The following is a 21335-nucleotide window of genomic DNA, read 5'->3' as shown; positions in this document are numbered from 1 at the left end:
AGCGCCGGAAAAAACAGCATAGGCTGTTTGCAAAGACGGCAAATCGTTCCTGGGGAGGTACGGATGGCTTCACGCTATCACGAGGTCTATGACGGCTGGAGACGCGACCCGGAAAAATTCTGGGCGGACGCGGCCAGCGCCATCGACTGGTATTCGCCCTGGGACAAGGTGTTCGATGCCACCGCCGGCGTCTACGGCCGCTGGTTCACCGGCGCGACCTGCAACACCTGCTACAACGCCATAGACCGGCATGTCGCCGGCGGGCGCGCCGACCAGATCGCGCTGATCCACGACAGCGCCATCACCGGAACGGTGAAAAAGTTCACCTATGCCGAACTCAAGCGCGAAGTGGTGGCGTTGACCTCGGTGCTGAAGAACCGTGGCGTCGGCAAGGGCGACCGCGTCATCATCTATATGCCGATGGTGGCGGAGGCGGCCATCGCCATGCTCGCCTGCGCCCGGGTCGGTGCCGTGCATTCGGTCGTGTTCGGCGGCTTTGCCTCGCATGAATTGGCCACCCGCATCGACGACGCCAGGCCCAAGCTGATCATATCGGCCTCTTGCGGACTCGAGCCGGGCCGCATCGTTGCCTACAAGCCGCTGCTCGACAAGGCGATCGAGATGTCCCGCCACAAGCCGGAGGCCTGCCTGATCCTGCAGCGCGACCAGCTGCGCTGCGAGCTGAGGGACCATTTCGATATCGACTATGCCGATGCCGTTGCTCGCGAGCGGGCGGCCGGCGCCAATGTCGACTGCGTGCCGGTGCTCGCCACCGACCCGCTCTACATCATCTACACGTCAGGCACGACCGGCCAGCCCAAGGGCATCGTGCGCGACAATGGCGGCCACATGGTCGCGCTGAAATGGACGATGGAAAACGAGTTCGGCGTCAAGCCGGGCGAAGTGTTCTGGGCGGCATCCGATGTCGGCTGGGTGGTCGGCCATTCCTACATCGTCTACGGACCGCTGCTGCATGGCTGCACCAGCATCCTGTTCGAAGGCAAGCCGATCGGCACGCCCGATGCCGGCACCTATTGGCGGGTGATCGCGGAACACGGCGTGGTGGCGCTGTTCACCGCGCCGACCGCTTTTCGGGCGATCAAGGGCCAGGACCCCAAGGGCGAGTTCGTTGCCAAATACGACCTCTCCAAATTCCGCACGCTGTTCCTCGCCGGCGAGCGCGCCGACCCCGAAACCATCAAATGGGCGGAGCAGAAGCTCAACGTGCCCGTGGTCGACCATTGGTGGCAGACCGAGACCGGCTCGCCGATGACGATCAACCCGGCAGGCCTCGGCCTGCTGCCGGTGAAATACGGCTCGCCCGGCGTGCCGATGCCCGGCTATGACATACGCGTGCTCGACGATGCCGGCCACGAGGTGGCGCGCGGCACGCTGGGCAATGTGGTGGTCAAGCTGCCGCTGCCGGCGGGCTGCCTGCCAACGCTGTGGCACGCCGACCAGCGGTTCCGCCAAGCCTATCTCGACGAGTTCCCCGGCTTCTACAAGACTGCCGATGCCGGCATGATCGACGAGGACGGTTATCTCTATGTCATGGCCCGCACCGACGACATCATCAATGTCGCCGGCCACCGGCTGTCGACCGGCGCCATGGAAGAGGTGCTGGCCGCCCATCCCGATGTCGCCGAATGCGCTGTCGTCGGCATCGCCGACGCCATGAAGGGCCAAATTCCGCTCGGCTTCGTGGTGCTCAATGCCGGCGTCGCGCGTGACGGCGGCACCATCGAGAAGGAGGTCGTCGCGCTGGTACGCGAGCGCATCGGCCCGGTCGCCGCCTTCAAGACCGTGGTGACGATCAAGCGCTTGCCCAAGACGCGGTCAGGCAAGATCCTGCGCGGCACAATGCAGAAGATCGCCGACAAGGAGGAGTGGACCATGCCGGCGACCATCGACGACCCGGTCATCCTCGACGAGATCGCCGCCGCCATGAAGGAGCGGGGGATCGGGGTCTGAGGCCCGCCCGGGAGCGACAGCTATTGCCTGCCGACAGGCCTATGCCAATCGGCAAGCAATACTTTTATTGTGCAATGCAGCAACCCTCCCTACAGTGGCAGGCGGGGGGCCATCCGGCGGTTCGGTATGGCTCAGCAGAAAATTACATTTGGCGGCGTCGACATCCTGCGGTTTCTCGCCGCCGTGCTGGTCATGGTCTACCATTATGGCTTCTGGGTGTGGGCCTATCCCGACGGCATCTCGGCGCAGGCCACGGGCGGCGTTCCCCAGCAGCCGGCGATAGGCGCCTGGGTCGAGTCCGGCTGGGTCGGCGTCGAGATATTCTTCGTCATCAGTGGCTTCGTCATCGCCTTCAGCGCGGAGAATTCGACGCCGCTGCGGTTCTTCGAGGCGAGGGTCAAAAGGCTGGCGCCGGCGGTCTGGATCTGCGCGCCGGTCGCCGCCGTGCTGCTGCTCGCCATCGGCCTGAGCTGGCCAACCGATGCGGTGGTCAGGCTGGTCCGCACCGGCCTGTTCGCGCCTTATGGCCCGTGGGTGGACAGCGTCTACTGGACGCTCGGCATCGAGATCGCCTTCTACGCCATCGTCTGGGTGCTGCTGCGGCTCGGCCGCTTCCACCTTATGGAGGCGGTCGCCATCGCCATCGGCCTGGTCAGCACGCTGTTCTGGTGCCTCTACTACCCGCTCGGCTGGTCCGACTTCGCCGAAACGCGCTGGCTGCAGCTCGTCCTGGTGCATCATGGCTGCTTCTTCGCGGTGGGCGTGCTGCTCTGGCTGATGCGGTTCAAGGCACTGACGCCGTCGCGCCTTGGCTTCTGCCTGCTGTTCCTTGGCGGCGGCGTGCTGCAGATCGCCAGTTCGGTCGACGTTCACAGCATCAAGGTCGGGGCCGTGATGCCCTATGCGCCACCGATCCTGATCTTCCTCGTCGCCATCGCCCTGATGGCGTTGTCGCTGCGGCTTCAGCTCTCCTGGACTGGCTGGCGCCGCATCGGCCTGATGACCTACCCGCTCTATCTGATCCACGACGTCATCGGCGCGGCGATGCTTGGCTCCATGGTGCGCGCCGGATTGCCCTATCTCCTGTCGATGGTGACGGTCGCCGCGACCATGATCGCGGCAAGCTGGCTGGTGGCGACCGAGGCGGAACCGCGTGTCCGGCAGCTGCTCGACTACACCGTTTTCCGCTACCGGTTGAAGGCCGCGTAGGCGAGGACCGGTACGACGGCTAAGCATAATGCTTGGCCCTGCCGTCACTGCTCAAGAAATCAATGATGGCGTCGGGTAGCGTCACTGGCAAAGGCTTCGAATCCAAACGCAGCTTTGCGCTCACGCTCGCCAGCACCCAACCCGCTTCCATAGCCGGTCATGGAAAAAATCTCCAGACCGACGCGCCCGCCAACTGCAGAACGCTATAAGTCAATCATCAACCTAAAATGGAGATGCAATCAATGACTGAGAATAAGCGCGCGGCTCTCCAGAAAGCCTTTGAAAAGGGCCAACAATCCGCCCGCGAAGGACGATACGACAACAGGTACCCGTCGATCTCGCCCTATCATGATCGATACGATCAGGGTTTTGAGGTCGAGATGGAAACGATCTTCGATTGATGGAACGCGACGAGCTACCGTCGCGCCTCTCGCACTCTCCATCAACTTGCCGCCGACGAGTGCCTTCGCTTGTCCACCGAAGCATTCCTGGCATACTCGATGCCCGGCGAACATGCTGGCTTCAAGCAACGGCCTATCTCAGACCGTTGCCTTGGTGCGCACTTCGGACTTGTCGAGATAGTAGTTCGAGTACTTGTCGAAGAATTTCTCCGACGCCCCGAACGATCCGTATTTGGCCAGCCTCTTCAGGTCGACCTTGTTGAGCACCGCTCCGACGATCTTGTTGGCGACATAGGGTTCTGATTCCAGCATCGACCGCACCATGGCGCGCGGCGTGCGGCCCCATTCGGTGACCAGCACGAAGCCATCGACAAGCGGCGCGAAGGCCTTGGCGTCGACCACCGGCCCGAGCGGGGGCAGGTCGACGACGATATATTCGAAGGTCTCCTTGGCGTTCTCGATGAAGCGCCGCATTCCGGCCGAGGAGAGCAGCTCGCTGGTGTGCGAGAAATGCCCGCGTGATACGGCCGGGATGATCGCCAGCTTGGTCTGCCGGTCGATCTTGCCGACGGACTGCCAGGTCTGGCCATTCACCACCGCTTCCATCAAACCTTGCTCGGCCTCCATGCCGAGGCTGCGGCTGAGGCCCGGATTGCGCAGGTCGCCGTCGATCAGCAATGTCTTGGCGCCATTGGCGGCAAGCAGCCCGGCGAGATTGGCCGCGACCGTCGACTTGCCTTCGCCGGGAAGCACCGAGATGACGCCGATGACGCGGCTGCCTTGCCCTTCCATCACGACATCGAAGGCGATCTTGGCGCTGCGCAGCGTTTCGGAGAACATCGATGCCGGAGCGTCGATGCTCACCCGCATGCGCGCGCGCCTTTCGATGGCGGCCGGCGATCTGGCGACCTTGGCATCCAATTGACCGTCGACCGCTTTGTCCTCCTTGGTGACGGCCTTGCTGCCGATGGTCGGCAGGTAGCCGAGGAACTTGAGGCCCACGCGGTCGCGCACTTCCTCGCCGGTCCGGAAGAACCGCTCGTTGAATTCGTTGAGACCGCCGAAACCGGCGCCCATCAGCATGCCGAGCACGAGCGAAAGTCCAAGCACGATGATGGTGCGCGGGCTCGAGGCGGAGAGCGGCGTCGACGCGTCCGAGATGATGCGGATCTTGCCGACCGGGAAGGATTGCTGCTGCGCGGCTTCCTCGTAGCGGCCAAGAAAGGTCTGATAGAGCGTCGAGAGCGCCGTCGCCTTCTGGTCGAGGTCGCGTAGTTTGACCTGCGACTGGTTGTCGATGGAACTCTTGCCCTGTGCTGCCGCGACGTTGGCCCTGAGCGCGGTCTCACGCGCCTGCGCCACCTCATACTCGTTGCGATAGTTTTGGGTCAGCTGCTTCAGCTCGCCGAAAATCTGCGCCGAGATGTCGGCCTTTTCCTTGGCGAGCGCCACCGCTTGCGGGTGCTGGGCGCCGAAATTCGCCTCGACATCCTGCTGCCGCTTGGAGACCGCGAGATAGCGGGTCTTGAGTGCAGAGATGAGCGCACCGCTTGGCTGGTCGGACGATATGGCGGCATCCTTGAAGGCGTTTTCGGAGCCGCTATCGACGATCGACTTGTACTGCTGGTAGCGGGCGCTGGCGCGCGCCGTGTCGGCCTGGGCCACGATGAGCTGGGCGTTGAGGTCGGCGAGCTGCTTGTCGCTCATCAACTGGCCATCGCTGTTGGCCGACAGGCCGTGCTCGGCCCTGAATTTTTCGACCGCGAGCGATGCCTGTTGCGAACTTTCGCGCAGTTCCGTCAGCCGGCCCTGCAACCAGACCGCGGCGCGCTCGGTGGCATCGAAGCTGGCATCGAGCTGATCGGCAAGATAGGCGTCGGCATAGGCCTTGGTGATCGCGGTCGCCAGCCCCGGATCCGTCGCCTGGTAGCCAAGCGCGATGACGTAGCTTCGCCCGACACGGTCCGCCTGGATCTCATTCTGCAGCTTCAGGATCGCATAGTCGCGACGCGACGTGGCAATCAGTGCATCGCGAGCGGCGGGGGAGAGCTGGCTGACGTCGCCGACGCCCGGCATGACCGGGCTGGGGCGGACATACTGGATCAGCCCGCGGATGAGGCCGACGCCCTGGGCAAGCGCCGACTGGGGCGGGTTCATGAACGCATCGTTCTGGTCCAGCTTGAGCTTGTCGACGACCACCGCGGCAAGCCGTGTCGAGGTCAGTATCTCGATCTGGCTCAGAATGGCGCTATCGGTCTGCATGGTTGTGGACGCCGCCGAAATGTCATCGACGATCTTGTTCAGACCCTCGTCGATCAGCACGCTGGCGACCGACACATATTTGGGCGGCGTGGTCTGGATATAAAGCAAGCCCAGAAAAAGGCCGATGACCGCACACACGGCGACCACCTTGGCCTGCCGTGCGGCCATGCCAAGCAGCCGCTCGATGTCGATGAAGTCTTCGCCGTCTCCTGCATCCGAATTCGGCAATGGCATCCTCTTGTCGAGAGGAAAGTTGGCATAATTCATCGTCGGTCCAATTCCAGAGCCTGTTCCATCCCGATCATTGGGCTGGGCTCTATCTCTCTGTTTGAGCATGATCTTTTCCGAAAATCGGAACCGCTTTCCGGGATCATGCCTTGGCTGTCAGGCGCCTCGAAGATCGGAAGCATCGCCCACAGGCAACGCAAGCTTCATGCCAGACGGCGGGGCCTGTCGGCCTCGCCGCCGGACATCCGGCAATACTCCCGAAAGATGGGCATTATGCGGCTTCTTCCTGACGTTCATGCGACTGGACGAACTCCTGAAGCATCTCGAAGACCGGACCCTTCATGTCGTCGCGCGCCAGCGCGAAGGCGATGTTGGCCTGGATGAAGCCTTCCTTGGAACCGCAATCGAACATGCGGCCGAGGAAAGGCTGGGCGAAGAACGGCTGATCCTTCGACAGCCGGACCATGGCGTCCGTCAGCTGGATCTCGTTGCCGGCGCCGCGCTGCTGATTGCCCAGAAGCGCGAAGATCTCGGGCTGCAGGATGTAGCGGCCGTTGATGTAGAAGTTCGACGGTGCATTGGCCGGTGCAGGCTTTTCAACCATGGCCGAGACCTCGAAACCGCCGCCGATGTCGGCACCGCGGCCGACGATGCCATATTTGTTGGTCTCGCTCGGATCGCAGCGCTCGACGGCGATGACGTTGCCGCCGGTGCGTTCATAAAGGTCGACCGTTTCGGCGAGACATCCGCGGCGACCGAAGGAAACCATGTCGGGCAAAAGCAGGGCGAAGGGCTCGTTGCCGATGACCTCGCGTGCGCACCAGACGGCATGGCCGAGGCCTTGCGGCGACTGCTGGCGGATGAAGGAGGTGGCGCCGGCCACGGGAAGCATGCTTTCGAGCGCCTCCAGCTGGGTCTTCTTGCCGGTCTGCTCCAGGGTTCCGATCAATTCCGGATGCAGGTCGAAATAGTCCTCGATGACCGCCTTGTTGCGGCCGGTCACGAACACGATGTGCTCGATGCCGGCCTCGAAGGCCTCGTCCACCGCATATTGCACGACCGGCCTGTCGACCACCGGCAGCATTTCCTTCGGCATCGACTTGGTCGCCGGCAGGAACCGTGTTCCAAGCCCCGCCACCGGTATCACGGCCTTCCTGATTTTCTTCATCGCAAATTCCTTCTGAGGAGATCGACTTCAGTCCATTCACAGGCCACGAGAAATCCCTTCATGTGCCTGCATCTTCACCTCCCCACCCCTACGGCAAACTGTGCCGCTACTCTTCGCAACCGCACGGCGATAGGCATGCCCATATGCCTGACCGCCGCCGGGTCGCTGAGCGCCATCCGGATCGCCTTGAACGGAGACCGCGCCTTGATGTGCTGGACCATCGCCAGGAAGGAGGCCGCCTTGCGCAAGCTGCGGCCGCGCCGGGCGAAGGCGGCCAGGGCCGCCTCATCCATCCGATGGGTTTGAGCGAATTTGGCATCCGCCTCGCGCATCGCCTCGACATGGTGAAGCTCGAGCACACGCGAGATGGAGCCGCTGAGAATGTGGTAGGCATAGCCGATATCAGGCTCGACCACGCATCTGCCGCCCTTGGCCAGGGCGTCGGCAAACAGGATGTAATCCTCGCCGATCCTCAGTTTCTCGTCATAGCGAAGCCGGTTCTCATCCAGGAACCGGCGCTGGAAGATCGGCTTGAGGTAGCCGAGGTTGAACTTCGATTCGAAAACGACGTTGCCGGCGATATAGGTGGCCAGCGAAATCTCGCCCAGGCGCTCCAGATACTGCCGCGGGAACATCGCGTCCTCGACGACACCGTCCTCGCGGACGACCTGGAGATTGTCGACGGCGATCTGGGCATTCGCCTTCTCGGCGCGGCCGATCATGGCCGCCATGCGGCCGGGAAAGACCGCGTCGTCGGAATCCAGCACCGCGACCCACCTGCCGCGGGCGACGTCGAGCCCGGCATTCCTGGCCCCGCCGGGGCCCCTGTTTTGCGCGAGCGCAACGACGCGCACGATGTCCTGCGGATAGGCCCTTGCCACATCGAGCGTCGCGTCGCGCGACTTGTCGTCGACGACGATGATTTCGACGCTGACATCCCTCTGGGCGAGGGCGCTGGCGATCGCCCGGTCAAGCGTTGCCTCGGCATTGTAAGCGGCAATGATGAAGGAGACATCGGGGACGAAAGAGACATTCGGGATGGGGGAAACGTCAGGCTGCACGCTTGCCTCCTTCCCGTGGCGAGGGCTGGCCGTAGAGGCGGATCTCTCGAATGCCGACGAGACCGCTGACGACCCCGACATGCATAATGCCGCGCAGCACGCTTCGGTTCCGGCGCACCGGGCTGGCGACGACGGGAAGCGCTGCGGCGAAGCAATAGAGCGCCTTTACCGAAGCCAGACCGACCTGTTTGACCAGGCCGATGCCACCGGCGTTGTGGCCCAGGAGATGGCCATGCGTCTGGCCGACCCGGAAGCGCCGGCGGCCGAGCCAGTCGAACGCGGCCCTGGTACGCGGCACCACCTCGTTCACCCAGGCGTCTGGGGAAAAAGCGATCCGGCCGCCCGCCTTGTGCATCTGGTCGAAGTACTCGGTGTCCTCGCCGCCGGTCTGGCCGCGCGCCAGGCTGAAGCGACGGCCGCGCAGGCTATCCGCTCCCACGCGCAGCAGCACGTTGCAGGTGTAGCCGGTGCGGATCTCGCCCTGCACCCACACGGGCAAGGTGGAGTGAAAATCGCCGCGCCGCATCCAGTCCGGCGCATCCGGGCGGTAAAGCGCCCGCACCGGGCCGAGTATGGCGGCGGCACCGCTCGTTTCAGCCGTCGCGACCAGTTCCGCGAGCCAGCGGGCAGTCGCCGTCTCGTCATCGTCGATGAAGGCGAGAAAATCCGCCTCGCTGGCGTCGAGGCAAGCGTTGCGGGCGATCGAGATGTTGCGCGCCGGGCAATGACGATAGCGGACCGGCACCGACAGTTCCCGCGACAGCGCCGTCACCAATTCCCTGGCGCTCGGCGTGTCGTCATTGTCGGCGACGATGATGCCGACATCGAAACCCCTGGGCATATCCATGGCGGCAAGCGAGCGCAGCGTGTCGGCCAGTTCCGGCCGCCGGAACGTGCACACGCCAATGTCGATGCTGCGGTTCTTGGCCTGAACAGCCATCAAGCCACCCCGCGCCGCGAGCCGAGGCCGAGAAGCTGCAGCCAGAAACCGACGGACCAGCCGAGATGCATGACCATCGCCGAGACCCCGGCCAGCGCAACATCGGCCTTGCGTTGGCGAATGGCCGCCACCAGGCCATAGCCCAGGCACACCGACGCCCAGACCAGCAGCGGCACCGCCGCGATCCAGTGCACGAAGGAGAAGGCCGCGAGAAGAACCACCGGGAAGACCGCCAGCGGCACCATCTGCCGGACCTTCGGGATGACGCGGTGCTTCAGCACGTTCTTGGCGCGGCCGCGGCCATAGCCGAGATACTGGAAATAGAGACCCTTGAGCGAGGTGCGCGGGTAGTAGACCATCTGCGTCTTGCCGCTCATCCAGATCCTGTAGCCGGCTTGCCGCAGCCGGTAGTCGAGTTCGGCGTCCTCATTGTGGCTGAACGTCTCGTCATAGCCGCCGACAGCGCCGAAGGCCGAAATCCGCATCAGCGCATGGTGGCCATGGTCGATCCACTCCCCGGCGGAGAGGTGGCGGTGCTTGGAACCGCCGGTGCCGAGTTTTGAATTTTGCGCCGCCGCCGCCGCCTTCTGCACGGGGCCGCTGCCGCTGGTCAGCATGGAAACGACCACCGAATCAGCGCCCGTGGCCAGTGCCTCCTCGACCAGCCGGTCGCAGTAATCATCTGGATAGCCGCCATGAGCGTCGATCCGGATCAGATACTGGGCACCCTCGCCGTAAGTGCCGACGGCGAGATTGATCGCCGCGCTCTGTATGCGCCGCTGGTTGTGCAGCAGGATGACGCGCGCATCCCTGGCGGCGACATCCTCGACGATGGCCAGGGTGCCATCGGTGCTGCCGCCATCGGCAACGACAATCCTGGCTCCCAGCCTTTCGGCCGAGGGCCGCAGCTGGTCGAGCAGCGCACCGATATGGGCCGCCTCGTTCAGGCAGGGGATCACGATCAGGCTGGAAGGAAGCGCTTGCGTCATCGGGCGAGGTCTATCCTATGCCAGGGCTTCGGCCGCGAGGGGTTCGCGCACGATGGTCAGACGGCGCAGTTTTTCGACCAGTACCCTGCAGTCGCTGCGATCGTAGCTCCACATCCTCGGATTTTGGGCGAGCACGCGGGCTTTCAGCCTGTCGAAGCGGTGCTCCTCCATCTGGCCGAGGGCGCTTTCGAGCGCATCGGGCGTGGCTTGCGGCAAAAGGATACCGATGTCCTGCTGGCTGAGGAATCGTCCCGTTTCGGTATGGCCCATCGAGATCGGCACCGCGCCGAAGCGGCAGCCTTCATAGAGGCGGTTGGGCAGCAGCCATTCCGAATTCTGCCCCTCTTCGAAGAAATCGATCGCCCAGGAGAAATGGACGTCCTGGTAGATCGACGCCATGTCCTCCGGATTGCGGTAGGGGCCGCGAAACGACAGATGCGGTTCGGCTTCGACGAAGGCATGGAAATCCGGGAATTCGGACAGAGCCGGGCGGCCGCGCAGCACGACCTCGAAGCGTCCGTCCATACGGCGCGTGAAATCGGCCAGCAGTTCGAGCGAGCGGCGGCAGCGCAGCGCTCCGAACCAGCCGATTCGCCATGGCGGCGCGGCAGGCGTTTCCGCCACCTGACGTGCGCCGGGCAAAATCGCCGCCGTCTCGAAATACTTGTTTTCGACCAGTTCGATGGGCGCGGCGACCTGGCGGAAGGGCTTGAAGTAATTGGCGATGAAGGCCGGCGAACTGGTCACCAGCAGCTTCACGTCCCGCGCCAGATGGCGCTCCGTGGCGCGCAACGCCTTGCCGAGGACATCGTTGCGAAGCACCAGGCGATGGATGTCGAGGCATTCATAGACGATCGGGACCGTGGCACCGAAGGCCGATCTGGCACGGCCGGCAAGCGCCAGCATTTCCAGGTTGCGCGCGATGATCAGATCGGGTCTCGGCGTGCCGCTCAACTTCGCCCGAAGAGAAACCGCCGCTTTCGCCACCGCTGCCAGGCGCTGGGCGAATCGACCGTCGCGCGTCGCGCCAAGGTCGATCGGCCGCAATCCTTCGATGTCGGCAATCGGGGTTGTGGTGCGGCGGAAACCCGCCAAAGTGACCCGGGCGCCGCCTGTCCGGAGCATCGTGATCCGTCGGCGGACCGCCGGATCGGAAACATCGTGCACCAGGTACAAGACATGCAGCATGAAAACTCGACCGCTGTTTGACCCACCCAGGGGAATGCTAGTACAGCTCTTGCTGCATCGCAACATTTTTGGCGCGGAGATGGACATTTTCTGTTGCACTGCAAAATTATTGCCGTAGTTTGGGGTTGGCGGCGGTTGTGGATTTCGGGCTCCGAAATCCGCGCAAAGATCAGGAATCCTGAATTTGGAAGCCAATCCATTCGACCCGCCAGAAGGCTCGTTGCGCAAATCGGTCGGCCGTGGCGCGGTGGTGACCGCCATGTCGCAATCGGTGCGGGTCGCGACACAGATCATATCCGTCATCGTGCTGTCGCGGCTCCTGTCGCCGCAGGATTTCGGCGTCGTGGCGATGTGCGCGCCGGTGCTAGCCTTCATCGCGCTGTTCCAGGATTTCGGCCTGACCCAGGCGACGATCCAGAAGTCGTGCATCCGGCATGAGGAGGTGAACTACCTCTTCTGGATCAACGTCGCGGTCAGCGCCATCCTGGCCTGCGTGCTCGCGGGCGCCGCACCGCTGGTCGCAGCCTTCTACAGCGAGCCGCGCGTGGCCGGCCTGGTGGCCGCCTTCGGCCTGCAGATCATGGCCTATGGGCTCGGCGCGCAGCATCTGGCGCTTCTGACGCGGCGCATGCAGTTCGGACGCCTGGCGATCATCGATGTCGCCAGCGCCGTCGCGGGTCTGGCGGTATCGATCGCCTGGACCTTCATCGACCGCTCCTACTGGGCGCTGTTTGCCGGCACGCTGACCGGCGCCGTGCTGCCGACGCTGTGCTATTGGGCAAGCTCACGCTGGCGGCCCGGCCTGCCGCGCAAGGTCGCGGGCATCGGCGAACTGATCAATTTCGGCGCCGGCATCACCGGCTTCAACTTCGCCAATTTCTTCGCCCGCAACCTCGACAACGTGCTGATCGGCAAATATTGGGGCGAGGCCCAGCTCGGCCTTTACGACCGCGCGTATAAGCTGCTTTTGTTCCCGCTCAGCCAGATCACCAATCCGCTTTCCAAGGTCATGGTGCCGGCGCTCTCCAGGCTGAAGGACGAGCCCGACCGCTACCGCAGCGCCTATCTGCGCGTCATGCCGCTGATCCTTTTGGTGGCGCTGCCCGGCGTCGCCTTCGCCACCGCGATGTCGGACGAGCTGATCCCCTTCGTGCTCGGCGAGCAGTGGCGGGCGAGCGCCTCGATCTTCCTGGCGCTCGGCTTTGCCGGCCTGCTGCAGCCGCTCAACAATCCGGCGGGATGGCTCTTCGTCAGCCAAGGCCGCTCCGGCGACTTCATGCGCTGGGGCATCATCACGGCGGTGACGTCGGTGCTCGCCTTCGCGCTCGGCCTGCCCTACGGCGCGCTCGGCGTGGCCGTCGCCTATGCGGTCAGCGAGTATCTGCGCACGCCGTTCCTGTGGCTCTATGTCGGCAGGAGCGGGCCGCTGCGGGCCAGCCATGTGCTGCGCGCGGCAACGCCGTTCGTGCTTGGCGCGCATCTGGCGCTGGCGGCGGTCTGGCTGGCCAAGCCGCTGCTGCCGCAGCAGCATGTCGTTGCCCTGGCTGGCGGCGCCATCCTCGCCTACGCCATCACCATCGTCGTCGCGCTGGCGTTCGCAGCCGGCCGCGAGGCCCTGCGCGAAGCCGTGAAAATGTTGCCGGCAAGGCCGCCAACGGCGGCGCCGCGCCAGGCGCAATAATTTCGGCGCTTTCGACCGCTATCTCCGTATCCACCCAAGCATCAGGTCCGATCCATGCACTACCGCTCGATCTCCGACATGAACGACGCCATCGTCAGCAACCTTCACCGGCTGCCGCGCGACATCGACCTGGTGGTCGGCGTTCCAAGAAGCGGCGTGCTGGCGGCGACGCTGGTCAGCCTTGCGGCGAACATTCCGATGACCGATCTGGATTCCTTCCTGGACGGCCGCGTCTACACGTCAGGCATCACCAAGCGCCGCGCCGCGCTCGACCGCAAGGTCTCGGACATGCGCAAGGTGCTGGTGATCGACGACAGCGTTTCCGGCGGCAATGCCATGCGCGACGCCCGCGCCCGCATTCAGGCCGCCGGCATCGAGGCCGACTACACCTTTGCCGCCGTGTTCGGCTTGCAACCACAACATCAGGAGACGGATATCGTCTTCGAGGTGGTGCCGCACCCGCGCATGTTCCAGTGGAACTTCATGCACCACAAATTCCTGGCGCAATGCTGCGTCGACATAGACGGGGTGCTGTGCCTCGATCCGACCGAGGCGGAAAACGACGACGGGCCGGCCTACGAGAAATTCCTCAGCGAGGCGCGGCCGCTTCATGCCCCGACCCACAGGATCGGCTGGCTGGTCACAAGCCGGCTGGAGAAATACCGCGCGCTGACCGAGGCATGGCTGGCCAAGAACGGCATCCAGTATGACCAGTTGGTCATGCTCGACCTGCCGAGCAAGGCGGAGCGGCAGCGGCTTGGCGCGCATGGCAGTTTCAAGGCCGATTTCTATCGCAAATCCGATGCCATGCTGTTCATCGAAAGCGAGCATGCGCAGGCGCTGAAGATCACCGAGCTGTCAGGCAAGCCGGTATTGTGCGTCGAAACGCACATCGTGAGCTTTCCCGATGCGCTGTCGCTGCCGGCGCTCGGCCAGGCGGCGCGCAACCTGCCGGCCAGGCTGCGGCAGGTCAACTCGCAGGAAGGCCGCAAGGGCGTCGCCAAGACCCTCGCCCGCGCCCTGCTTGGCGCCCGCGGCTACGAGACGCTGAAGAGCCGGGTCAAGCGTCCGGCCTGACCAGCATCGCCATCTGGTGCGCGACGGAGGCCTTTTCAGGCGGCCTGGAGCGCGCGCTGCTGGATCGCCTTGTCTAATATCGAAAAGAAGGTGACGAACTGGCGATCGGGATCGAGTTCCGGACGCGCCGCGAAACTGCGCGCGAGACTGGAGACCCGGTCATATTCCTGGTTATCGTTCCACAACCGTCTGACGGCCGCGACCCAGTCGACGAGCGGAGAGTCGTAGTCGAGCACCACGCCACCAGGTCCGATCGCCTCAGGCAGGCCGCCGCGCCGCGAGCCGACGACCGGGATGCCGCTGCAATGAGCCTCCGAGGCGACGCGACCCCAGGCCTCTTCCCATTTGCTGGGCGCCAGCAGGATCCGGGTGCGGCCATAGACCGTCTTCATGTCGCTGGTGCGGCTCTCCAGCGTGACGTTGCCGAGCGGCGCGATCGTCTCTTCGATGCTCGCCCGATGGTCATCGTCCAGCTTCCAGCTTTCGACGAACAGGAACGGGATTTCGGGGCAGGCGCCGGCAAGACGCACCGCAAGCTCGAAGCCCTTTTCCTCATAGGGATTGATCAGGGTGACGAACTGGCCCGTCGTCGGCGTGCTGTACTGTGTCGGATTGATGGTCGGTGGAATCACCGTCGTCTCGATGCCGAACTCCCTGCGGTAGGTGCGCGCGGTGAACTCGGAATTGGCGATGTAGAGTGCGGAGCGCAATTCGCGCAGGTCGCCTCCCAGCTCGTGGAACTCGACATTGCGGAGATAGACGACCAGCGGCACGCCCTTGGCCTGCAGCGCCTTGCCGATCGGCACCGACTTGTGACACTGGACCACCGCCACATCCGGCTTCACCCGATCGACGGCAAAGCTTGCCGCCTCCCAGGGGAACCAGGCCCGGACCACCGGGTAGCCGGGAAAACTGTCGACGACGGCGGGCTGGCGCAAGAGCTTCATCTTGGCGCGCGCCTTGAAGCCGAAGACGCCGTCGCCGAACAGGGCGGCAAGCACCGAAGCCTCGTGCCCGTTTTCGATCAGCTGTTCAGCCAGATGATGCGTGCTCGACTGGACGCCACCGCTGAATTCGGGGGTGTAGCCATTGCCGCCTGCAAAAAGGACTTTCATGGGATCGGCTCCTTGTCGCATTTCGTGTTTCGTTCCGAGGCAACCGAGGGCGCCTCGCATTCGACGTCAGGCAAGCTTCGGCGGCTCCAGGTTCGCGAACGGATTGGTGCAGGATTGCCAGCCGGTAAACCGGATCGGATCGTCAGGCGAACTGCGCCATGCGTAGTCCGTCAGCATATGGAATTCGGCGATGACCCAGCGGTCGAAATGTGTCAGATCTTCCCGCTTCTCCTGGGGCAGCAGGCGGCGGACGGCGCCCAATTTGAGCTCCTCGACCAGGGTGACCGCGTCGCTGAGCTTCGCACTCGGGAATATCCACGGGTTGCGGTTGCGGAACTCCAGCGCGAACTGCTGCAGATGCTCGATGCGCATGTTCAGCCGGCCGAGGTATTTCTCGAGCGTGACACGAACCAGGTCCTCGTCGGAGAACGAGGAGACGGCGGCATAGGCGACACCTGTCGACACCACGCCCCCGGCCACGATTGCCAGCGCCGAACGTCGTGATACTTCAATCATCTGGTCGCTCCTCTCACGCGATCCGGCCCGCCGCCCGCAAGGACAGCGCCGCCGCGGTCAGGCTCGGGTTGGCGCAGGAACAGCTCGGATAGGTGCTGGTGCCGACGACGACCAGGTTCCGCAGCCGGTGATGGATCATGCCGCTATCGACAACCGAATCGGCCGGGCCGGTGCCCATCCTCAACGTGCCCTGGACATGCGATTCGGTTGGCCGGATGCCGCGGTCGAAGAGTCCTTCGACGGGCAGCGGGGCAAGCAGCCCCGGCAATTTCTCCAGCGCCCGCGCCATGCCCTTGACCGCATAATCCGATGGTGCCTTGAAGCTTACGAAGGCATTATCGTCCTCGTCGAGGGTGACGAAATTCTCGTGATCGAGCAGGTTTTCGGTGACCACGACAAGCGGCAGCGCCTGCCGCAGCCGCCCCTTTTCGGCGCGCATCCCGTGCTGCCAGCGGTTCTCGAAATAGACCAGCGCCGCCGCGTGCTCGGATCGGTGCGGTCCATCATAGAGGCCGAAATTCAGGCCGGTGGTGATGGTGCTGCCGTCGAAATTGTCGACACCGTCGAGATAGACCTCGAAGTTCCAGCCATAGGATTCGTGCAGGCCGCGGCCGACGAATTCGTCTCCGAGGCCCGACCGCAGCATGATCGCCGCACTCTGGATGGCATTGGCGCCGAGAATGAAAAGATCGCCGCTAACCTGGTATTCCTTGCCATCATGAACGAAGGTCACCGAACGGACCGTGCCGCCGACCTGGTCGAGCCGCCGCACTTCGGAGCCGAGGCAGACCGAAATGTCGGGATGCTCGAAGACATGCATCAGGCCATTGTTGGCGGTGAACTTGGCGTCGACCGGGCACAGCCAGCAGCGCAGATTGGCGCAGCACGAGGTGCGTTGCGACGTCGGCACCCGGGCGCGGGCGGTCGGCATGACGAAGTGCTGGCCGGGCTGGGCCGCCTTCATCATCTTGTCCGGCGTCGACATGCGATGCGGCGGCTGCGGAAACGGCTTCGAACGCGGCAGCATCGTCGCCATGTCGGGATCGCCCGAGATCGACATGATGTCTTCGGCGTCGCAATAGAACGGCTCGACGTCGTCATAGCTGATCGGCCAGTCGTTGCCGATGCCGTAGGTGCTTTTCAACCTGAAGTCGTTGGGATGGAACCTTGGCGTCTGCGCGAACCAGCAATTGGTGCCGCCACCCAGCCCGATAGTGTAGTTCCACGGCTTGTCCGAGTTGGTCTTGTAGGTCGTCTCGTCTTCGATGTCGGTGTTGGCATTCTGGTTGAGCTGCCACTCATGGGTGTTGTGGCGGCCCCATTCCAGCACTAGGATGCGTGCCTTGCGGCGCTTGGCGAACTCATGCAGGAAGAAGGCCGAACCGAAGCCGGAACCGATCGCGACAAGATCGAAATGGTCCCTGGTGATTTGCTCCGGCTTTACGTCCAGCACCATCAGCTGTTCATCCTTTCCGCGCCCGGCGCGTTCGTCATGGCCATCCCATTCGTTTCGGGCTTGCCGGTGCCCGCTCTCACGCCGCCATTCTGCCGATCGAGTGATATTCGATGCCGTGGCGCGCGATGACCTTGGGGTCATAGAGGTTGCGGCCGTCGAAGATGACCGGCGTGGTCAGTGCGTCCTTGACAGCGTCGAAGGACGGCGCGCGAAAGCTCTTCCATTCGGTCGCGATCAACAGCGCATCGGCGCCGCGCAATGCCGCCTCCTTGGTACCGCACAAAAGCAAATCATCGCGCAGCCCGTAGATGGCCTGGCATTCCTGCATCGCTTCCGGGTCGTAGGCCTGCACTCTGGCGCCGGCCTGCCACAGCGCTTCCATCAGCGTGCGGGCCGGTGCCTCGCGCATGTCGTCGGTGTTGGGCTTGAAGGCCAGGCCCCACAACGCGAAGGTCTTGCCCTTGAGATTGCCCTTGAAGTAGCGGTTCACCTTGTCGAACAGGACGGACTTCTGCTCGTTGTTGCGCTCCTCGACGGCGCGCAGCAGCTTGGCATCGAACTTGACGCCTTCGGCGGTCTTGATCAGGGCGCGGACGTCCTTGGGGAAACACGAGCCGCCATAGCCGAGGCCCGGATAGATGAAGTGGTAGCCGATGCGCGGATCGCTGCCGATGCCCTTGCGCACCTCCTCGATGTCTGCGCCCAGCTGCTCGGCCAGATTGGCCATCTCGTTCATGAAGCTGATCTTGGTCGCCAGCATGCAGTTGGCGGCGTATTTCGTGAATTCGGCGCTGCGCACGTCCATCACGATCATCTTCTCGTGGTTGCGGTTGAACGGTGCATAGAGCTCGCGCATCACCGCCTCGGTAGCCTCGCTATTGGTGCCGACGATGATGCGGTCGGGCTTCATGCAGTCGGCGACGGCGGAACCTTCCTTGAGGAATTCCGGGTTGGAAGCGACGTCGAACGCCAGGTCCTCGCGGCCCCTTTTCTTCAGCGTCTCGGCGATCCTGGCCTTGACCTTTTCGCAGGTGCCGACCGGCACCGTCGATTTGCCGACGACGATCTTGGGCGTCTCCATTTCACGACCGATGGTCTCGGCGACTGCCAGCACATATTTGAGGTCGGCCGAGCCATCCTCGCCGGGCGGCGTGCCGACCGCGATCATCTGGATTTCACCATGCCTGACGGCGGCGGCGGCATCGGTGGTGAATTTGATGCGGCCGGCGGCGTGGTTTTCCTTGACGATGCTTTCGAGGCCCGGCTCGAAGATCGGGACCAGGCCCTGATTGAGCCGCTCGACCTTGTTTGCGTCGACGTCGACGCAAACCACCTGGTGCCCGACCTCGGCAAGCACCGCCGCCTGCACCAGGCCGACATAGCCAATTCCAAACACCGTCAAATTCATTCGGTTTCATTCCTGTCCATGGCGGCGGGCTGTTTTCGATCCGGCCGGTTCAATTCGTCTTTCCCAACTCTTTTACGCTGCATACGAGCGATTCCGGAAACTGGCAGGGTTCGCCGAGCGCGGTGAAGGCAACCCGCTCGATCTGCAGCGAAAGTTTGCGGCCAGGATCCGCGAACGCGCCCATCCATCCCTTCATGGTGTCGCTGCCCCAAAGGCTGAAGAAGATCTTCTGCGCGTGGGAGGGCAGTTTCGCCGGATCGGTGATGGTGTTCACCAGCTGGCCGTTGACGTACCAGCGCAAACTGTCCTTCTCCCAGACGAAGGCGTAATCGTTGAAAGCCTTGTCGGTGCCGCCGGGCACCTCGACCAGCTTCTCGTTCTTGCCCTTGCCTGCGATATAGGCGTTGACCTGCACCTTGGAGGTGTCCTTGGTCAGGATCTCGAAATCGATCTCGTCCCAGGGCTGCTTGTCGGACGGGCCGATATAGGAAAAGAAAGCAGCGTTTAGGCCGGGACCGGCATCGGTCTTCATGCGCGCCTCATAGGTGCCATAGCCGAAGCGCTGCTTGGTCTGGATCTCGCCGCAGGCGAATTCGCGATCCTTGGTCTTCTGCTTCTCGAAGCCCAGCGACAGCGTTCCCTCCGACAGGCTGACTTGCCCCTTCGACCAGGTACAATTCTGGTGGCTGCCGTTCGTCCAGCCGTCGGACACGTACCAGCGCGACCGATCTAAGCTCTTGAAATCGTCGACGAATGACGGCGAGGACTGGATGTCCTGCGCGTGGGAAGGGATTGTCGACAGGCTGCCAAGAGCGACCAGCAGCAAAGAAGCACCGAGCCAAGCCAATCGCCGCCAGCCGGCTTGCCCGGCTTGATGCGCGCCGACTGCCGCCTTGGACGTAGTCTTCGGATCCGAATTCATACCAAACTCACCTTTGTGCTGTGCGTCCCCAACCCAAAGTCGACGTTCGAACCACTTCCAAACGGGCCAACCTCGGCCTTCCTGACCCTCTCCAACTCCTTTTGCCGTCTCGAATCACATCTTCCGCAACAGTCCCACACCTTCACTTTCACCCTCGGCCGGCGCCCGCCGGCTTGGTGAATTCGACCGTGGCGGCCGGATCGGGCGCGCCATTTTCGTCGAAGACCATATCCAGCGCATGGCGGAGATCCTTCATCATGCCGTCCTGGCGCGACAGCGCCGCGATGCGGCGCTCGCAATTCAGGATCGACGTCGTCAGCGCGCTGACTTCGGAGGAGCGACGATCGGAAGCGGGATCGTTTTCCATGGCTTCGACAAGGAAGGCCGCATTGGTCGACGTCTTGCGATAGCGGCTCTCCAGGCCGGTCCTCTCGGCCTCGATCTCGGCGGCGATCTGCTCGAACAGTTTCGCCAGACGGTCGAAGCGCGCGATGTCGGTCTGCCGGTCTCGGGCCGGATCCCTTGATCTGAAGCCGAATATCGAGGCCATGAACTAAATTCCTGTCATCGCCGGCTTTCGGGTCGGGTTCCTGGCCGATCCCCGCGCCGGGCTGAAAAAACTCGTACCGTATCGTCCTGCTCCTCTGAGGGGAGAGACTTCAGACCAATCCGATCGGGGGCCAGTTCGGCTGGTCATTCAATTTGCTGCAGCGCAACATAGACTGCCATCCCCGGAGCCGCGAGGCAACCACCCAATTCGTAAACTCATAAATCCGAAGGAAATGGTTCGCGTGACGAGACCGCTGTTCATGGATAATCCGGACATTTCCCGGGCCTTACCGCGCCTTGCCGGTGCTGGTTCCGGCCATCAGGAAACGCAGCGGCGGCATATGCCTTTGGCCGGACATGAGGCCGACGCGGCGAAACAGCGCCTCGAGCTTGTCGGACGCCACGCCCTGGACGATGGGAACGAGGTTGGATTGACTTGCGAAGGCATAGGCCGCGGCCGAAGCCAGCCCACGCTCGGCCTTCACGTCGAGGAAATTGCGCAGCCGGTATTTGTCGCGCACGTGCCGCTCATGCCGCCGCAGCACCGCTTTGGAGCCTTCCGGTAGACTGTCGATAGCCAGCAACGCCAGATCGGCGTCGGCCAGCCGCTTCAGATCCTGCGTCTTGTGGCGGCCGCTGAGCGAATCGGCGCGCACGATGGCGCCGTAGCCGCAGGAGCGGATGACCTTGAACCGTGCGCCGTGGGCGACCGCGCGCGCGTAGAGTTCATAGTCCTCGCCCAGGCGCAGGGTTTCGTCATAGCGCAAACCGTGGCGGTCGAGGAAGGCACGGCTGATCACCGGCTTGAGGAAGCCCAGTTCACCTCTTTGGACGCGGCGCCTGGAGATGTTGCCCTCGACGAAGCGCTCGAAATCGAGGAATTCCGGCTCCGCCGCGAAATCCGGCGCGACAATTGTCGTCGCATCCTTCGTCGCGTCATCCCTGATCAGCATGATGTTGTCGGCCGCGAAATCCCAGTCGGCGCCGGCAAACAGGTTGCGGAACCGACCCTCCAGGAAGAAGTCGTCGGCGTCCAGAATGCTGATGAATGGCGCTTTCGAGCCGGCGATCGCAGCGTTGCGGGCAAAGGAGGGCCCCCGATTGACGTCGAGGCGCATCACCATGAGCCGGCCGCTGCCGTCGTCGGCGGAAACGGCGACCTCGGCCGTGTTGTCGGTGGAGCCGTCGTCGACG

The 21335-nt window shown here is 63.6% G+C and carries 18 protein-coding genes; 4 read left to right on the top strand and 14 right to left on the bottom strand.

Annotated elements, in window-relative coordinates:
- Positions 1–63 precede the first annotated feature (63 nt).
- Positions 64–1971, top strand: a complete 1908-nt coding sequence (locus LB568_RS32075; RefSeq protein ID WP_224732283.1) for a propionyl-CoA synthetase — start codon at positions 64–66, stop codon at positions 1969–1971.
- A 126-nt stretch (positions 1972–2097) separates the two neighbouring features.
- Positions 2098–3180 carry an acyltransferase family protein gene (locus LB568_RS32070; RefSeq protein ID WP_013891470.1) on the top strand — a complete coding sequence of 361 codons (1083 nt, stop codon included), beginning with the start codon at positions 2098–2100 and terminating at the stop codon, positions 3178–3180.
- A 239-nt stretch (positions 3181–3419) separates the two neighbouring features.
- On the opposite strand, the gene LB568_RS32065 is transcribed toward LB568_RS32070, so the two are convergent.
- The 7 genes from LB568_RS32065 to LB568_RS32035 all read right to left on the bottom strand — a co-directional run bounded on the left by LB568_RS32065 (position 3420) and on the right by LB568_RS32035 (position 11417).
- Positions 3420–3710 (bottom strand): hypothetical protein, encoded by a 291-nt coding sequence (locus LB568_RS32065; protein ID WP_167313535.1) that lies wholly within the window; start codon positions 3708–3710, stop codon positions 3420–3422.
- Positions 3711–3719: 9 nt separating this feature from the next.
- Positions 3720–6110: a polysaccharide biosynthesis tyrosine autokinase gene (locus tag LB568_RS32060; RefSeq protein WP_013891472.1), complete on the bottom strand. Its 2391-nt coding sequence runs from the start codon at positions 6108–6110 to the stop codon at positions 3720–3722.
- Positions 6111–6342: 232 nt separating this feature from the next.
- Entirely contained in the window at positions 6343–7239 is an 897-nt protein-coding gene (locus tag LB568_RS32055; RefSeq protein ID WP_013891473.1) for a UTP--glucose-1-phosphate uridylyltransferase, read from the bottom strand.
- Positions 7240–7313: 74 nt separating this feature from the next.
- Entirely contained in the window at positions 7314–8300 is a 987-nt protein-coding gene (locus LB568_RS32050; RefSeq protein ID WP_013891474.1) for a glycosyltransferase family 2 protein, read from the bottom strand.
- On the bottom strand, positions 8290–9240 hold the full coding sequence (locus LB568_RS32045) for a glycosyltransferase (RefSeq protein ID WP_013891475.1): 951 nt from the start codon (positions 9238–9240) through the stop codon (positions 8290–8292). Before LB568_RS32045 ends, LB568_RS32050 begins: the two co-directional genes overlap by 11 nt.
- Positions 9240–10229 (bottom strand): glycosyltransferase family 2 protein, encoded by a 990-nt coding sequence (locus LB568_RS32040; RefSeq protein WP_013891476.1) that lies wholly within the window; start codon positions 10227–10229, stop codon positions 9240–9242. The genes LB568_RS32045 and LB568_RS32040 overlap by 1 nt, the downstream gene beginning before the upstream one ends.
- Before the next feature lie 15 nt (positions 10230–10244).
- Positions 10245–11417, bottom strand: a complete 1173-nt coding sequence (locus LB568_RS32035; RefSeq protein ID WP_013891477.1) for a glycosyl transferase family 1 — start codon at positions 11415–11417, stop codon at positions 10245–10247.
- A 184-nt stretch (positions 11418–11601) separates the two neighbouring features.
- Between LB568_RS32035 and LB568_RS32030 the strand changes: the two genes are divergently transcribed.
- Positions 11602–13098 carry a lipopolysaccharide biosynthesis protein gene (locus LB568_RS32030; protein ID WP_013891478.1) on the top strand — a complete coding sequence of 499 codons (1497 nt, stop codon included), beginning with the start codon at positions 11602–11604 and terminating at the stop codon, positions 13096–13098.
- Between the two features lie 54 nt (positions 13099–13152).
- Positions 13153–14175, top strand: coding sequence for a phosphoribosyltransferase family protein (locus LB568_RS32025; RefSeq protein WP_013891479.1), 1023 nt, complete (start codon positions 13153–13155; stop codon positions 14173–14175).
- 35 nt (positions 14176–14210) lie between these two features.
- On the opposite strand, the gene LB568_RS32020 is transcribed toward LB568_RS32025, so the two are convergent.
- From LB568_RS32020 to LB568_RS31990, 7 genes are all read right to left on the bottom strand, one after another.
- Positions 14211–15290: a glycosyltransferase gene (locus tag LB568_RS32020; RefSeq protein WP_013891480.1), complete on the bottom strand. Its 1080-nt coding sequence runs from the start codon at positions 15288–15290 to the stop codon at positions 14211–14213.
- Between the two features lie 66 nt (positions 15291–15356).
- On the bottom strand, positions 15357–15806 hold the full coding sequence (locus LB568_RS32015; RefSeq protein ID WP_013891481.1) for a hypothetical protein: 450 nt from the start codon (positions 15804–15806) through the stop codon (positions 15357–15359).
- A gap of 13 nt (positions 15807–15819) precedes the next feature.
- The gene (locus LB568_RS32010; RefSeq protein WP_140570470.1) at positions 15820–17262 is read right to left on the bottom strand and encodes a GMC oxidoreductase; all 1443 of its coding nucleotides are present in this window, start codon (positions 17260–17262) and stop codon (positions 15820–15822) included.
- A 76-nt stretch (positions 17263–17338) separates the two neighbouring features.
- Complete coding sequence (locus tag LB568_RS32005; RefSeq protein WP_013891483.1) at positions 17339–18670, bottom strand: UDP-glucose dehydrogenase family protein; 1332 nt, start codon at positions 18668–18670, stop codon at positions 17339–17341.
- Positions 18671–18719: 49 nt separating this feature from the next.
- Complete coding sequence (locus LB568_RS32000) at positions 18720–19592, bottom strand: glycoside hydrolase family 16 protein (RefSeq protein WP_013891484.1); 873 nt, start codon at positions 19590–19592, stop codon at positions 18720–18722.
- 148 nt (positions 19593–19740) lie between these two features.
- Positions 19741–20142: a hypothetical protein gene (locus LB568_RS31995; RefSeq protein ID WP_140570472.1), complete on the bottom strand. Its 402-nt coding sequence runs from the start codon at positions 20140–20142 to the stop codon at positions 19741–19743.
- 286 nt (positions 20143–20428) lie between these two features.
- Positions 20429–21335 (bottom strand): glycosyltransferase family 2 protein (locus LB568_RS31990; protein ID WP_224732282.1); only part of this gene is annotated, 907 nt, incomplete at its 5' end.

Source organism: Mesorhizobium sp. B263B2A (assembly GCF_020165775.1).
GTDB lineage: Bacteria > Pseudomonadota > Alphaproteobacteria > Rhizobiales > Rhizobiaceae > Mesorhizobium > Mesorhizobium opportunistum.
Note: the sequence above shows the minus strand (reverse complement) of the source record. Positions and strands in the feature narration are given on the sequence as shown.